Source organism: Azotobacter vinelandii CA, from assembly GCF_000380335.1.
GTDB lineage: Bacteria > Pseudomonadota > Gammaproteobacteria > Pseudomonadales > Pseudomonadaceae > Azotobacter > Azotobacter vinelandii.
Genome location: NC_021149.1, coordinates 4,311,825 through 4,326,178, shown reverse-complemented (window position 1 = coordinate 4,326,178; position 14,354 = coordinate 4,311,825). Strand labels below are relative to the sequence as shown.

Sequence of the window (14,354 nt, the reverse complement as noted above, 5' to 3'; positions counted from 1 at the left end):
AGGGTAAGCGTTGAGCAAAAAATATTTCGGCACCGACGGCATCCGTGGGCGAGTAGGCGAGTATCCCATCACGCCGGATTTCATGCTCAAGCTGGGATGGGCTGCCGGAAAGGCCTTTCGTCGCCAGGGCATATGCCGTGTGCTGGTTGGCAAGGATACCCGCATATCCGGCTACATGTTCGAGTCGGTGTTGGAGGCGGGGCTCTCCGCCGCTGGTGCCGATGTGTTGCTGCTCGGGCCCATGCCGACACCGGCCATCGCCTATCTGACGCGGACCTTTCATGCCGAGGCCGGCATTGTCATCAGTGCTTCGCACAATCCGCATTACGACAATGGCATCAAATTCTTTTCCGGGCAGGGAACCAAGCTGCCCGACGAACTGGAGCTGGTCATCGAGGAACTGCTCGACAATCCGATGACGGTGGTCGACTCGGCCCAACTGGGCAAGGTTTCCCGTATCAACGATGCGGCAGGCCGTTATATCGAGTTCTGCAAGAGCAGCGTGCCGACCGGTACCAGCTTCGCCGGTCTCAAGATGGTCGTGGACTGCGCTCATGGTGCCACCTACAAGGTTGCCCCCAATGTGTTCCGCGAGTTGGGGGCCGAGGTGGCGGTTCTGGCGGCCCAGCCCAACGGGCTGAACATCAATGACCGTTGCGGCTCCACCGATATCGTCGCGCTGCAGGCCGAGGTACTCATGCAGCGTGCCGATCTGGGTGTCGCCTTCGACGGCGATGGCGACCGTGTGCTGATGGTCGATCACACCGGAGCGGTGGTAGACGGTGATGAGTTGCTCTTTCTCATTGCGCGCGACATGCACGAACACGGCAAGTTGCAGGGAGGCGTCGTCGGTACCCTGATGAGCAATCTGGGATTGGAGCTGGCTCTGCAGGATATGGGGATTCCATTCGTGCGGGCCAAGGTCGGCGACCGCTATGTCATGGCTGAACTGCTGGCCCGCAACTGGCAACTGGGCGGCGAAGGTTCCGGACATATCGTCTGCTGCCATCACTCGACGACGGGCGACGGCATCATCGCTGCGCTGCAGGTGCTGAGGGCCCTGAAGCACCGTGGACAAAGGCTTGCGGAGGCGCGCCAGGGAATGCGCAAATTTCCCCAGGTGCTGGTCAACGTGCGCTATGCGGGCGACAAGGACCCCGTCGGGCATCCGGTCGTGCAGGAGGCTTGCGAGCGAGTGACCGAGCAGATGGCCGGGCGGGGGCGGGTGTTGCTGCGCAAATCGGGCACCGAGCCCTTGGTTCGGGTGATGGTCGAGGGTGACGACGAGAGCCAGGTACGGCTTCATGCTGATAACTTGGCAAAGATTGTTTCGGATGTATGTGCTTGATTCGCTTGCGAGTCGATCCTGATTCATATAACATCTGCGCCCACTTTGAGTGACGAGGCAGGCTCGTGTCGTTCGCTTGGTTTCTATCGAGTGGGATGCATGGTGTCTGTGCTGGTGATCGCGGAGTCGAGAGTCCGTGTCGGTCATAATGAGGTTTGGTGCAATCTGTCGCGCCGCGGGTAATAGAAGATGCTGGAAACAGAAACGATCGTTATCGTCTTTCACCTGTTGGCTGCGCTGGGTGTAATCGCGCTGGTGCTGATTCAGCAGGGTAAGGGCGCGGAGGCGGGTGCCTCTTTCGGTTCTGGTGCGTCGGCCACTGTTTTCGGTAGCCAGGGCTCCTCTACCTTCCTGAGTCGCGTTACTGCTATACTTGCTACCGCTTTTTTTCTGACCAGCCTTGGGTTGGGGTTTCTGGCCAAGGAGAAGGCTGACTCGCTGAGCAAGGTCGGTCTTCCGGATCCGGCGGCGCTGGAGGTTCAGCAGAAGAAGCCGGCGGCGGAGGATGTGCCGGTGCTTGAGGAGCGGAAACCTGCAGGCGATGCCGTAGACGTGCCACAGGCTCCCGAGCAGAAGTAAAGGTTTTTGCCGAGGTGGTGGAATTGGTAGACACGCTACCTTGAGGTGGTAGTGGCCATAGGCTGTAGGGGTTCGAGTCCCCTCCTCGGTACCAAATCAAGAGGCCCGCTAATCAGCGGGTTTTCTTGTCGGTGGAAGTTAGGTTGACCAGGCGTGAAGGTCGTGCGTATACTTCCGCTCCAGCTTTTGACGCGGGGTGGAGCAGTCTGGTAGCTCGTCGGGCTCATAACCCGAAGGTCGTTGGTTCAAATCCAGCCCCCGCAACCAGTTGTCGCAAAAGCCCCTTTTTAGGGGCTTTTTGCTAGGTGAAAGCAAGTGCCGGCAAGCGGCACACATGGCGAAGATGATGAAGGGAATGGGCGTTTCGCCCATTTTTTATTTGCACAGCATGCGCGAGGGGGTCAGGTGTCGAGCAAGCTAGAACAGTTGCAGGCCTTGTTGGCCCCGGTGGTCGAGGCTCTCGGCTATGAATGTTGGGGCATCGAATTCCTGTCGCAGGGGCGGCACTCGTTGCTGCGGGTCTATATCGATCACGCCGATGGCATCCTCATCGATGATTGCGAGAAGGTCAGTCGTCAGATCAGTGGTGTGCTCGATGTGGAGGATCCGATCAGTAGCGAATACACCCTTGAAGTTTCCTCTCCTGGTATGGATCGGCCGCTGTTCACGCTCGAACAGTTCGTTCGTTGTGCCGGTGAGCAGGTGAAGATCAGGCTGCGCTCCCCGTTCGAGGGACGACGCAACTTCCAAGGGCTCCTGCGTGGCGTCGAAGATCAGGACGTGGTCGTTCTGGTGGACGATCATGAATATCTGTTGCCGATCGATCTGATCGATAAAGCCAATATCATTCCCCGTTTTGACTGAGACGCGGATCCCGCGGATCCCTATGGATTGCGAAAGGCAAGCGTACGATGAGCAAAGAAGTACTGCTGGTAGTTGAGTCGGTGTCCAATGAAAAGGGCGTTCCGGCTGGTGTGATTTTCGAGGCCCTGGAACTGGCGCTGGCCACTGCCACCAAGAAGCGCTACGAGGACGATGTCGATCTGCGTGTGCAGATCAACCGTCAAAGCGGCGCGTACGACACTTTCCGTCGCTGGACCGTCGTCGAGGACGATTTGCTGGAGAATCCGGCTGCCGAACTGACGCTCGACGAGGCCCGTGAGCGCAAGCCTGACGTCAGGGTCGGGGATGTAATCGAGGAAAAGATCGAGTCCATTGAGTTCGGTCGAATTGCCGCGCAGACTGCCAAACAGGTGATCGTGCAGAAGGTGCGGGAGGCCGAGCGCGCCCAGGTGGTGGATGTCTACCGCGAACGTGTGGGGGAGATCATTTCCGGCACTGTTAAAAAGGTGACCCGGGACAATGTCATCGTCGATCTCGGCAACAATGCCGAGGCGCTGCTGGCGAGGGAGGATATCATCCCTCGCGAGACCTTCCGGGTCGGTGCGCGGGTACGGGCTCTGCTGAAGGAGATTCGCCCGGAGAACCGCGGTCCGCAGTTGATCCTGTCGCGTACCGCACCGGGCATGCTCATCGAGTTGTTCCGCATCGAGGTGCCGGAAATCGCCGAAGGGTTGATCGAGGTGAAGGCTGCTTCCCGTGATCCGGGGTCGCGCGCCAAGATCGCCGTGCGTTCCAAGGACAAACGTATCGATCCGCAGGGAGCCTGCATCGGCATGCGCGGTTCTCGTGTGCAGGCCGTCTCCGGCGAGTTGGGGGGTGAGCGTGTCGATATCGTGCTGTGGGACGATAATCCGGCCCAGTTCGTGATCAACGCAATGGCACCGGCCGAGGTGGCGGCGATCATTGTCGACGAGGACGCCCATGCGATGGATGTCGCCGTGGCCGACGACAACCTGGCCCAGGCCATCGGCCGCGGCGGGCAGAATGTGCGGCTGGCCAGCCAACTGACCGGCTGGACCCTGAATGTGATGACCGAGGGCGATATCCAGGCCAAGCAACGGGCCGAGACGGGCGACATCCTGCGCTCCTTCGTCGAAGAGCTTGAGGTCGACGAGGAGCTGGCGCAGGTGCTGGTGGAGGAAGGCTTCACCAGCCTGGAAGAGATTGCCTATGTACCGATGGAAGAAATGCTCGCCATCGATGGTTTCGATGAGGAAATCGTCAACGAGTTGCGCGCGCGCGCCAAGGACCGCCTGCTGACCAAGGCTATTGCTACTGAAGAAAAGCTGGTGGAAGCCCATCCGGCCGAAGACCTGCTCTCGCTCGAGGGTATGGACAAGGAGCTGGCGGTTGAGCTGGCGATGCGCGGGGTGATTACCCGCGAAGACCTAGCCGAGCAGTCGATCGACGACCTGCTCGACATCGACGGCATGGATGAAGAGCGTGCCGGCAAGCTGATCATGGCCGCCCGAGCCCATTGGTTCGAGTAAGCATTAGCGGCCTGAGGAGAGAGATGCATGACGCAAGTCACGGTGAAAGAACTGGCCCTGGTGGTCGATACACCGGTCGAGCGCCTGCTGCAGCAGATGCGTGAGGCAGGCCTGTCGCATACCAGCGCCGAGCAGGTAGTGACCGACAATGAGAAGCAGGCCCTGTTGGCTCACCTCAAGGGCAGCCATGGCGTGAAGCTGGAGGAGCCGCGCAAGATCACCTTGCAACGCAAGACCACGACTACTTTAAGGGTCGCCGGTAGCAAGACCATCAGTGTTGAGGTCCGCAAGAAAAAGACTTATGTCAAGCGCAGCCCTGACGAACTCGAGGCCGAGAAGCAGCGCGAGCTCGAGGAGCAGCGTGCCGCCGAGGAGGCCGCTGTGCGCCAGAAGGCCGGGGAGGAGGCCAGGCGTCGTGCTGCCGAGCAGGAGGCTCAGCGCCAGGCCGAGGCGGCTGCTGCCGCTGCGGTAGCGGCCAAGGAGCCGGAATCGGCGCTTGGCGTGGCGCCCGAGCCCGTCGCCGCTCCGCCCGCCAGTGAGGAGCGCAAACGGGAAGAGCCGCGTCGTGTCGACAAGGAAAAGGTACGCAATGTCGATGATGAGCGGCGCGAGCGCAAGAACGCCCAGCATCGTCCCTCCATCAAGGACAAGGCGCCGGCTGCCCGTGCGGTGGTACGCAGTGTCGACGAAGACGGTGAAGGTTTCGGTCGCCGCGGTGGTCGTGGAGGCAAGTCAAAGCTGAAGAAGCGCAATCAGCATGGCTTCCAGAACCCGACCGGCCCCGTCGTGCGCGAGGTGACCATCGGTGAGACCATCACCGTCGCCGAGCTGGCTCAGCAGATGTCGGTCAAGGCGGCCGAGGTCATCAAGTTCATGTTCAAGATGGGCACGCCGGTGACCATCAACCAGGTACTCGACCAGGAAACCGCCCAACTGTTGGCCGAGGAGTTGGGGCACAAGGTCAAGCTGGTCAGCGAGAATGCACTGGAGGAGCAGTTGGCCGAGTCCCTCAAGTTCGAGGGCGAAGCCGAGGCGCGCGCACCGGTGGTCACGGTCATGGGGCACGTCGACCATGGCAAGACCTCGCTGCTTGACTACATTCGCCGCACCAAGGTGGCGACCGGCGAGGCGGGCGGTATCACCCAGCACATCGGCGCCTATCATGTGGAAACCGATCGCGGCATGATCACCTTCCTCGATACTCCCGGCCATGCCGCGTTTACCGCGATGCGTGCCCGGGGCGCCAAGGCCACCGATATCGTCATCCTGGTGGTGGCGGCCGACGACGGCGTGATGCCGCAGACCGAGGAGGCCATCCAGCATGCCAAGGCGGCCGGTGTGCCGATCGTCGTGGCGGTGAACAAGATCGACAAGCCGGAAGCCGATCCGGACCGGGTCAAGAACGATCTGGCCGCTCGCGACGTGATTCCCGAGGAGTGGGGTGGCGATACCCAGTTCGTCCATGTCTCGGCGAAGGCCGGTACCGGCATCGACGAACTGCTCGAGGCCGTGTTGCTGCAGGCCGAGGTATTGGAGCTGAAGGCCACGCCGAGCGCTCCGGGTCGTGGAGTGGTGATCGAGTCGCGCCTGGACAAGGGGCGCGGTCCGGTGGCGACCGTGCTCGTGCAGAACGGCACCCTGCGCCAGGGCGATGTCGTTCTCGCCGGTGTCAACTTCGGCCGTGTGCGGGCGATGCTCGATGAGAATGGCCAACCGCTCAAGGAGGCCGGTCCATCGATTCCGGTGGAGATTCTCGGTCTGGATTCCACCCCGGATGCCGGCGACGAACTGACCGTGGTTACCGACGAGAAGAAGGCCCGTGAAGTGGCGCTGTTCCGGCAGGGCAAGTTTCGCGAGGTCAAGCTGGCTCGTCAGCATTCGGCGAAGCTGGAAAACATCTTCGAAACCATGGGGCAGGACGAGAAGAAGACGCTCAACATCGTCCTCAAGGCCGACGTGCGCGGCTCGCTGGAGGCCCTGCAGGGTGCCCTGTCCGAGCTTGGCAACGAGGAGGTCCAGGTACGCGTGGTAGGCGGTGGCGTCGGTGGTATCACCGAGAGCGATGCCAACCTGGCGCTGGCTTCCAATGCCGTGCTGTTCGGCTTCAACGTGCGCGCCGATGCCGGTGCACGCAAGATCGTCGAGCAGGAAGGTCTGGATCTGCGTTACTACAACGTCATCTACGACATCATCGAGGACGTCAAGAAGGCCCTGTCGGGCATGTTGGGCAGCGAGGTGCGGGAGAACATCCTGGGCGTCGCGGAGGTACGCGACGTGTTCCGTTCGCCGAAGTTCGGCGCCATCGCCGGCTGCATGGTGCTCGAGGGCAACGTTCATCGCAATCGCCCGATCCGTGTGCTGCGCGACGACGTGGTGATCTTCGAGGGCGAGCTGGAGTCCCTGCGCCGTTTCAAGGACGACGTGTCCGAAGTCCGGGCCGGCATGGAGTGCGGTATCGGCGTGAAGAGCTACAACGACGTCAAGGTCGGTGACAAGATCGAAGTGTACGAGAAGGTCCAGGTGGCGCGTTCGCTCTGACGCGCGCAAGCACGAAGCTGGAAGCGCGAATCCGGAGGCCGGCAGGTTTCCGGGGGCGGCTTCCAGCTTTTGGCTTATTTGAGAGGCGAAATATGGCCAAAGACTACAGTCGCACCCAGCGCATCGGCGATCAGATGCAGCGTGAGCTGTCCTTTCTGATTCAGCGCGAGATCAAGGATCCGCGCCTCGGAATGATCACCGTGACGGCAGTGGAGGTGGCGCGTGACCTGTCCCATGCCAAGGTGTTCATCACCGTCATGGGCAAGGAGGACAGCGCCGACGAGATCGAGCGGAACCTGGAGATTCTCCACGAGGCAGCTGGTTTTTTGCGCATGCAACTGGGCAAGTCGATGAAGCTGCGCAGCGTACCGCAACTGCACTTCAGCTATGACGCGAGCGTTCGCCGGGGCGTCGAGCTGTCGGCGCTGATCGAGCGCGCCGTGGCCGAAGACCGGCTGCATACAGGCAAGGGCGAGGAGTGAGGCGTGACCCAGGGTAAACGTATCCGCCGCAAGGTCGACGGCATCCTGGTCCTCGACAAGCCGCATGGACTGACCTCCAACGCCGCGTTGCAGAAGGTGCGCTGGCTTCTGAACGCCGAGAAGGCCGGGCATACCGGTAGCCTCGACCCGTTGGCCACCGGTGTGCTGCCGCTGTGTTTCGGCGAGGCGACCAAGTTTTCCCAGTACCTGCTGGATGCCGACAAGGGTTACGAGACCCTGATGCATCTCGGCGTGACCACGACTACCGGCGACGCCGAGGGTGAGGTGCTCGAGCGACGTGCCGTGCAGCTCGGGCGCGATGCGCTGGAGTCGGTACTGGCGGATTTCCGCGGCGAGATCAGCCAGGTCCCGCCCATGTATTCGGCACTCAAACGTGACGGGCAGCCGCTCTACAAGCTGGCCAGGGCCGGCGAGGTGGTGGAGCGCGAGGCGCGTTCTGTTACTATTGCGCGCCTGGAACTGCTGGCCTTCGAGCCGCCGTTCGCACGGCTGGCGGTGGCTTGCAGCAAGGGCACCTATGTGCGTTCCCTGGTCGAGGACATCGGCCGGGCGCTCGGATTCGGAGCGCACGTCGCGGAGTTGCGCAGGACCCAGGCCGGACCTTTCGGGCTGGCCCGGACGGTCAGCCTCGCGGCCCTTGAGCAGGCCCATGCCGAAGGTGGCAGCGAGGCGCTCGACCCTTTCCTGCTGCCGGCGGACAGCGGTCTGGAGCATTGGCCGTTGCTGCAGCTCTCCGAGCACAGCAGCTACTACTGGCTGCACGGGCAGCCGGTGCGTGCGCCGCAGTCGCCGAAGTTCGGCATGGTGCGGGTGCAGGATCATACGGGCCGCTTCATCGGTATCGGTGAAGTGGGCGACGACGGGCGCATCGCGCCGCGTCGACTGATTCGGTCGGAATGACCGATGCGAGGGTGGCTGTCAGCAGGCACGGTCATGCCTCTTTTCTCAAACACGGGAAGCCATTCCCGGCCTGCTGAAGCCGTCCGACGCCGCATTGGCCCGCACGGTTTCCCGACAGAGAGGATGCCCATCATGGCACTCACCGTTGAAGAAAAAGCCCAGATCGTCAACGAGTACAAGCAAGCTGAAGGCGATACCGGTTCTCCGGAAGTGCAGGTTGCCCTGCTGACCGCCAATATCAACAAGCTGCAGGACCACTTCAAGGCCAACGGCAAGGATCACCACTCCCGTCGCGGTCTGATCCGTATGGTCAACCAGCGCCGCAAGCTGCTGGACTACCTGAAGGGTAAGGACACCACTCGTTACAGTACCCTGATCGGTCGTCTGGGTCTGCGTCGCTAAGACGTGCATCGCGCTGGAAGCTGCAAGTGAGGGGCTGGAAGCGGGACATCGGGCTTGCTTCCAGCTTCTTGCTTTCGGCTTCCGGTTTTTCAGGAAGCGTCTTCGGGTCCGACTCCCGACTTCCTGAGGATTTCCCCAAGGCAACAATAGAGAAGGAAAATACCGTGAATCCGGTTATCAAGACATTCCAGTTCGGTCAGTCGACCGTTACCCTGGAGACCGGCCGCATCGCCCGCCAGGCCTCCGGGGCCGTGCTGGTCACCATCGACGATGAGGTGGCCGTGCTGGTCACCGTGGTCGCCGCCAAGCAGGCCGACCCGGGCAAGGGATTCTTCCCGCTGTCCGTGCACTATCAGGAAAAGACTTACGCTGCCGGCCGCATTCCCGGCGGTTTCTTCAAGCGCGAAGGCCGTCCTTCCGAGAAGGAAACCCTGACCTCGCGCCTGATCGACCGGCCGATCCGCCCGTTGTTCCCCGAGGGCTTCATGAACGAGGTGCAGGTGATCTGCACTGTGCTGTCCACCAGCAAGAAGACCGATCCGGATATCGCCTCGATGATCGGCACCTCGGCCGCCCTGGCCGTCTCCGGCATTCCCTTCAACGGTCCGATCGGCGCCGCTCGCGTGGGTTTCCACGAGGAAACCGGCTATCTGCTCAACCCCAGCTACGAGCAGCTCAAGGCTTCCCGCCTCGACATGGTGGTGGCCGGCACCGAGTCCGCCGTGCTGATGGTCGAGTCCGAGGCCGAAGAGCTGACCGAGGACCAGATGCTCGGCGCCGTGCTGTTCGCTCATGAAGAATTCCAGGCGGTGATCCAGGCCATCAAGGAGTTCGCCGCCGAGACCGGTCGGTCGGCCTGGGACTGGCAGCCGCCGGTCGAGAACACCGCGCTGCTCGAGGCCATCCGCGCCGAATTCGGCGAGGCCATCTCGCAGGCCTACACCATTACCGTCAAACAGGAGCGCTATGGCCGCCTGGATGAGCTGCGCGAGCAGACCATCGCCCGGCTGGCCGGCGATGCGGAGGGGCAGCCATCCGTCGCCGAGGTCAAGGAGGCCTTCGGTCTGATCGAGTACCGGACCGTGCGTCAGAACATCGTCGACGGCAAACCGCGGATCGACGGTCGTGACAACCGCACCGTACGTCCGCTGAAGATCGAGGTCGGCGTCCTGCCGAAGACCCACGGCTCGGCCTTGTTCACTCGTGGCGAAACCCAGGCGCTGGTGGTGGCCACCCTGGGCACCGCGCGCGACGCCCAGGTGCTCGACACCTTGGAAGGCGAGCGCAAGGACAGCTTCATGCTGCATTACAACTTCCCGCCGTTCTCGGTCGGCGAGTGCGGTCGCATGGGCAGCGCCGGTCGCCGCGAGATCGGTCATGGTCGTCTGGCCCGCCGCGGCGTGCAGGCCATGCTGCCGAAGGACGACAGCTTCCCCTACACCGTGCGCGTGGTATCGGAAATCACCGAATCCAACGGCTCCAGCTCGATGGCATCGGTCTGCGGTGCCTCGCTCGCACTGATGGATGCCGGCGTGCCGATGAAGGCACCGGTGGCCGGTATCGCCATGGGGCTGGTCAAGGAAGGCGAGAAGTTCGCCGTACTGACCGACATCCTCGGCGACGAGGATCATCTGGGCGACATGGACTTCAAGGTTGCCGGCACCGCCGCTGGCGTCACCGCGCTGCAGATGGACATCAAGATCCAGGGCATCACCGAGGAAATCATGGAGATCGCCCTGAACCAGGCACTGGAGGCCCGTCTGCACATCCTCGGCCAGATGGGCCAGGTGATCGGCCAGTCGCGCAGCGAGCTGTCCTCCAACGCGCCGACCATGCTGTCGATGAAGATCGACCAGGACAAGATCCGCGACGTGATCGGCAAGGGCGGTGCCACCATCCGCGCCATCTGCGAGGAAACCAAGGCCTCCATCGATATCGAGGACGACGGTTCGATCAAGATCTTCGGCGAAACCCGCGAGGCGGCGGAAGCGGCCAAGCAGCGCGTGCTGTCCATCACCGCCGAAGCCGAGATCGGCAAGATCTACGTCGGCAAGGTCGAGCGCATCGTCGACTTCGGCGCCTTCGTCAATATCCTGCCGGGCAAGGATGGCCTGGTGCATATCTCGCAGATCAGCGACCAGCGTATCGAGAAGGTCACCGACGTGCTCAAGGAGGGCCAGGAGGTGAAGGTGCTGGTACTCGATGTGGACAACCGTGGCCGCATCAAGCTGTCGATCAAGGACGTCGCCGCTGCCGAGGCATCCGGCGTCTGATCGCCGCACTCGTGAGAGGGAAAGACGAGGGCCCCTGCGGGGCCCTCGTTCGTTTCGGTGCACCATCGCCTCTCATTGGAGGCGCCGGCTGTCGATGTCGGCCAGGCGGTTGCCTTCGAAGCGCAGAAAGTAGTGCATGCCGTTGCGCGGACCATATACCCATTCCTCCCGCGCCGGTTCATGGTGAGCGCCCCAGTCGCCGCGCCACTCTCGATAGTCGAGTGGCTCGCGGCTGACCGGCTCGCCACATTTGGCGAGGACCTCGTAGGTGGAGTCGCCGGTACTGATCAGCCGGTTGTCGCAACGCAGGGTGGCGGCCGGGAGCAGGGATGGCAACGGGCCGAACAAGGCGGCGGACAGGTGGAATGGATTCATGCGCGCCATCATTCGCCAGCCAGTTGCAACGGGACGCTGATGCGCTCGCCAGCCGGCGCTTCGCTGATCCCGACATCCAACTGGTAGATGCGCTGGTCGTCCAGGCCGGCCTGATCGACCAGATAAGCCTTGATGCTGGCGGCGCGCGCCTGGGCCAACTGGCGGAGCAGCAGCGTGTTGTCGCTCCAGGAGGCCAGCACGGCTTCGCGCAGCCGGGTGGTGCGTTCTTGCTTGCCCAGTTCCTTCCATTCCACCGGCGGTTGCTGTTTCAGGCGGCTACGGTAGATGCCTTCGAGCAACGGCCCCTTTTCGTCCTCGGGAACCTTCAGTCCGTCGGCGCTGGCCGGCACGCGTTCGCCCTGTCGTTGCAGGATGCGGTAGTAGAGGCTCCGGTATTCGCGCTCCAGGCGCCGCTCTGCCATCAGTGGGCCGTCGCTGGCCTGGACGCTCGTGCCTTCGATCTCCAGACGCAGTTGCGGGCGCTCTTTCAGTGCCTTGCCAAGGGCGTCCAGGCTGCGCTGCGCCGCGGCGTCCAGCTCGCTGCTGCCCGGGCCGAACTCGACCTGACTGAGGTCGGCGTCGCCGCCGGCGAGCCCGGCGATGAACTTGAACGGCGCCTGTGCCGCGCGCACCACCAGATTGCGCAGCGTCTGCCAGACGATGGGCATGACGCTGAACTGGGGGTTGTTCAGGTCACCCTGGACCGGCAGGTCGATGGCGATCCGTCCCTGGCTGTCCTTCAGCAAGGCCACCGCTAGGCGGATCGGCAGGTCCACCGCATCCGGGCTGTCGACCTGCTCGCCCAGTTGCAGTTGCTCCAGGACTAAGCTGTTCTCGGCATTCAACGCACCTTTGACGATACGGTAGTGCAGGTCCAGATTGAGGCGTCCCTTGCGGATGCGATAGCCGGCGAACTTGCCTGAATAGGGAGTCAGAGTGGTCAGTTCGACTCGCTGGAAACGAGTCTCGATGTCCAGGCTGTCGAGCGGATCGAAGGGATTCAGCTCGCCCTTGATGCTGACTGGCGCGTAGCGGTCCACCTTGCCCTTGATATCCACGCTGGCCGGCTTCGGCCGGCGATTGTCCAGGCTGCCGATGCGCCCGTTGAGTTGCTGGATGGCCGTGGCGAAGTTGGGCCGCAGGCTGAAGTCGGCGAAGTTGGCCGAGCCGTTCTTGATCTCCACCGCGCCGATACGGATGCCCAGCGGCTGGGTGGCCGATTGTTTCGTGGATTTCGACGCGCCCTTGCCGGCCGGCTTCGGCTGTTCTTTTTCCTGGGCGATGAGCAGTTCGCTGACGTTGGTGCTCAGATCCTCGTTGACGATGAAACGGGCATAGGGCTGTTCGAGCAGAACCCGTTCGATGCTCAGTTGCTCGTCATGGCGGTAGCTGAGGTTTTCGAGGGTCAACTGGCGCCACTTGACGAAATCCCGGTTTTTCAGGGTATCGAGGATGTGCAGTTGTTTGACGCTGGCGCGACCGTCGACCCGCAGGGCCAGCTTTTCGCCGCCCTTCAGGTCGACCTTCAGGGCACTGTCGAGTTGCCCGCTACGCAGTTCCAGGCGAACGAAGGGCGCGATATAGGCCTGCGCCAGGCGCAGGTCCAGATCGCTGCTGCCGACTTGCAGTTGTGCGGCGAGCGGGCTCAGTTGTACCTGGCCGGCAGCCTTGAGTCGGCCCTGGCGGCCGATGCCGCTGTCCAGTTCGAGCCTGAAGGGGCTACGGCCGAGGCTGTCGAAGTCGCGCAGGCTGAGATCCAGCGGGCCGACCAGCAGTTCCACGTCCTGCTTCGGCACCCGGTCGGCCAGGTACAGGCGGCTGCCGCGCAGCCGGACATCCGCCAGGACGATCTGCCAGGGCTTGCCGGGTTCCTTTTCGGGCGCGCCGGGTTGCCCGGCCTCATCCTTGGCGTCGTCGGCGGCGCTTTTGCTCGGTGTTTTTCCGGGTGCGCCGGAAGCGAACAATTTCTGCCAGTCCAACTCGCCGTCGGCCTCGCGGGCCGCCCAGGTTTCCAGGCCCTGGCCCTGCACCTGGCCGATCGACACCCGGCGCTCGGCCAGGTCGAGCGAGGTCTTGCCGACCTCCAGGCTCTGCAGGCGGGCCAGGGGCCGGCCATCCGGCGCCTTGATGGCGAACGGTGCGAGCTTGAGGGCGGCGTTCTGCAACTGCAGGCGAAAACCTTCCGCCAGATCCAACTGGTAGTCGCTGCTCAGGCTGAGCGTGCCGTTCTCCAGCACCAGGGGCACGGAATTCCGCACGTAGGGCCACCAGGTGGCCAGGCCGAGCTGGTCGATGCCCAGCTTGCCGCTGGAGCGCATCGGCACCAGGCTGAACTGACCGCTCCAGTCGATCCGGCCGGCATTCGGCCCGCTGGCCTGCAGGGTCAGTTCGGCGGTGTCGTTCGGCAAGGTGCCGAGATTGCGTACTTCGAGCTGGAGGGCGTCATAGCGGACTTCGACCGGCTCGCTCGGCTGCTGGTCCTGGAAATGGATCTGGCCGGCGCTCAGCAGAAAACGGTCGAGGTGCACCGGGAAAGGGGCTCCGGCCGGTTCTTCTTCCTGTTCGGGGCTGGCCGGCGGGAGTTTGAATAGGTGGGCCAGATTCAGTTCGCCCTGCTTGTCGAGCAACACTTCCACATGGGGGCGCTCCAGTTGCAGTTCGGCCAGATGCAGATGGCCGCTCCACAGGCTATCCCATTGCAACTTGCCGTACAGGCGCTCGAAGGCCAGTTGCTCGTTACCCGCTTCACCGAGGCGCAGTCGGTGCAGGGTCAGTTCCAAGGTGAAGGGATTGAACTCCAGGCGCTCCAGGTTGGCCGGCTGGGTGACGAAGCGGGGGAGTTGCCGATTGATCACCTGCTGGGCGACGCCAGGGAGAACGAGGAAGCCGAACAGGCCATAGAGGGCGGGGGCTGCGGCCAGGGTAACGAGGGCGGGTTTCAGTCCTTTGGGCATGGGAATATCTTTTCTTTTCTGACCAGGCTTGGTCGGGAGTATGTCATGAGCTCGCCGATTCCCGAAGCCGAGCGCCTGTCCCCTGAAGG

11 protein-coding genes and 2 tRNA genes are annotated in these 14,354 nt (G+C 62.9%); 11 read left to right on the top strand and 2 right to left on the bottom strand.

What is annotated here, in order from left to right; genetic code table 11:
- Positions 1–10 precede the first annotated feature (10 nt).
- The 11 genes from glmM to pnp all read left to right on the top strand — a co-directional run bounded on the left by glmM (position 11) and on the right by pnp (position 10,936).
- Complete coding sequence (gene glmM, locus AVCA_RS19520) at positions 11–1,348, top strand: phosphoglucosamine mutase (RefSeq protein WP_012702777.1); 1,338 nt, start codon at positions 11–13, stop codon at positions 1,346–1,348.
- Between the two features lie 189 nt (positions 1,349–1,537).
- Positions 1,538–1,927: a preprotein translocase subunit SecG gene (gene secG, locus AVCA_RS19515; protein ID WP_012702776.1), complete on the top strand. Its 390-nt coding sequence runs from the start codon at positions 1,538–1,540 to the stop codon at positions 1,925–1,927.
- 8 nt (positions 1,928–1,935) lie between these two features.
- Positions 1,936–2,021, top strand: a tRNA-Leu gene (locus tag AVCA_RS19510).
- Positions 2,022–2,117: 96 nt separating this feature from the next.
- Positions 2,118–2,194 (top strand) — tRNA-Met (locus AVCA_RS19505).
- Between the two features lie 138 nt (positions 2,195–2,332).
- Positions 2,333–2,791: a ribosome maturation factor RimP gene (rimP, locus tag AVCA_RS19500; protein ID WP_041807404.1), complete on the top strand. Its 459-nt coding sequence runs from the start codon at positions 2,333–2,335 to the stop codon at positions 2,789–2,791.
- 47 nt (positions 2,792–2,838) lie between these two features.
- Complete coding sequence (gene nusA, locus AVCA_RS19495) at positions 2,839–4,320, top strand: transcription termination factor NusA (protein WP_012702774.1); 1,482 nt, start codon at positions 2,839–2,841, stop codon at positions 4,318–4,320.
- A gap of 27 nt (positions 4,321–4,347) precedes the next feature.
- A complete protein-coding gene (infB, locus tag AVCA_RS19490; protein ID WP_012702773.1) occupies positions 4,348–6,858 on the top strand; it encodes a translation initiation factor IF-2 in 2,511 nt (836 codons plus the stop codon).
- A gap of 92 nt (positions 6,859–6,950) precedes the next feature.
- Entirely contained in the window at positions 6,951–7,340 is a 390-nt protein-coding gene (gene rbfA, locus AVCA_RS19485) for a 30S ribosome-binding factor RbfA (RefSeq protein ID WP_012702772.1), read from the top strand.
- A gap of 3 nt (positions 7,341–7,343) precedes the next feature.
- A complete protein-coding gene (gene truB / locus AVCA_RS19480; RefSeq protein ID WP_012702771.1) occupies positions 7,344–8,261 on the top strand; it encodes a tRNA pseudouridine(55) synthase TruB in 918 nt (305 codons plus the stop codon).
- Between the two features lie 132 nt (positions 8,262–8,393).
- Entirely contained in the window at positions 8,394–8,663 is a 270-nt protein-coding gene (gene rpsO / locus AVCA_RS19475) for a 30S ribosomal protein S15 (RefSeq protein ID WP_012702770.1), read from the top strand.
- A gap of 164 nt (positions 8,664–8,827) precedes the next feature.
- Positions 8,828–10,936 (top strand): polyribonucleotide nucleotidyltransferase, encoded by a 2,109-nt coding sequence (gene pnp / locus AVCA_RS19470; RefSeq protein WP_012702769.1) that lies wholly within the window; start codon positions 8,828–8,830, stop codon positions 10,934–10,936.
- Positions 10,937–11,008: 72 nt separating this feature from the next.
- On the opposite strand, the gene AVCA_RS19465 is transcribed toward pnp, so the two are convergent.
- Positions 11,009–11,323: a DUF2845 domain-containing protein gene (locus AVCA_RS19465; RefSeq protein ID WP_012702768.1), complete on the bottom strand. Its 315-nt coding sequence runs from the start codon at positions 11,321–11,323 to the stop codon at positions 11,009–11,011.
- The gene (locus AVCA_RS19460; RefSeq protein ID WP_012702767.1) at positions 11,320–14,265 is read right to left on the bottom strand and encodes a DUF748 domain-containing protein; all 2,946 of its coding nucleotides are present in this window, start codon (positions 14,263–14,265) and stop codon (positions 11,320–11,322) included. The genes AVCA_RS19465 and AVCA_RS19460 overlap by 4 nt, the downstream gene beginning before the upstream one ends.
- Between the last annotated feature and the right edge of the window lie 89 nt (positions 14,266–14,354).

What these genes read in the sequence shown, in the direction of transcription:
- rbfA (WP_012702772.1), top strand. Translation starts at nt 6,951, where the DNA reads ATGGCCAAAGACTACAGTCGCACCCAGCGCATCGGCGATCAGATGCAG.
- rpsO (WP_012702770.1), top strand. Translation starts at nt 8,394, where the DNA reads ATGGCACTCACCGTTGAAGAAAAAGCCCAGATCGTCAACGAGTACAAG.
- nusA (WP_012702774.1), top strand. Translation starts at nt 2,839, where the DNA reads ATGAGCAAAGAAGTACTGCTGGTAGTTGAGTCGGTGTCCAATGAAAAG.
- infB (WP_012702773.1), top strand. Translation starts at nt 4,348, where the DNA reads ATGACGCAAGTCACGGTGAAAGAACTGGCCCTGGTGGTCGATACACCG.
- AVCA_RS19460 (WP_012702767.1), bottom strand. Translation starts at nt 14,265, where the DNA reads ATGCCCAAAGGACTGAAACCCGCCCTCGTTACCCTGGCCGCAGCCCCC.
- AVCA_RS19465 (WP_012702768.1), bottom strand. Translation starts at nt 11,323, where the DNA reads ATGATGGCGCGCATGAATCCATTCCACCTGTCCGCCGCCTTGTTCGGC.
- secG (WP_012702776.1), top strand. Translation starts at nt 1,538, where the DNA reads ATGCTGGAAACAGAAACGATCGTTATCGTCTTTCACCTGTTGGCTGCG.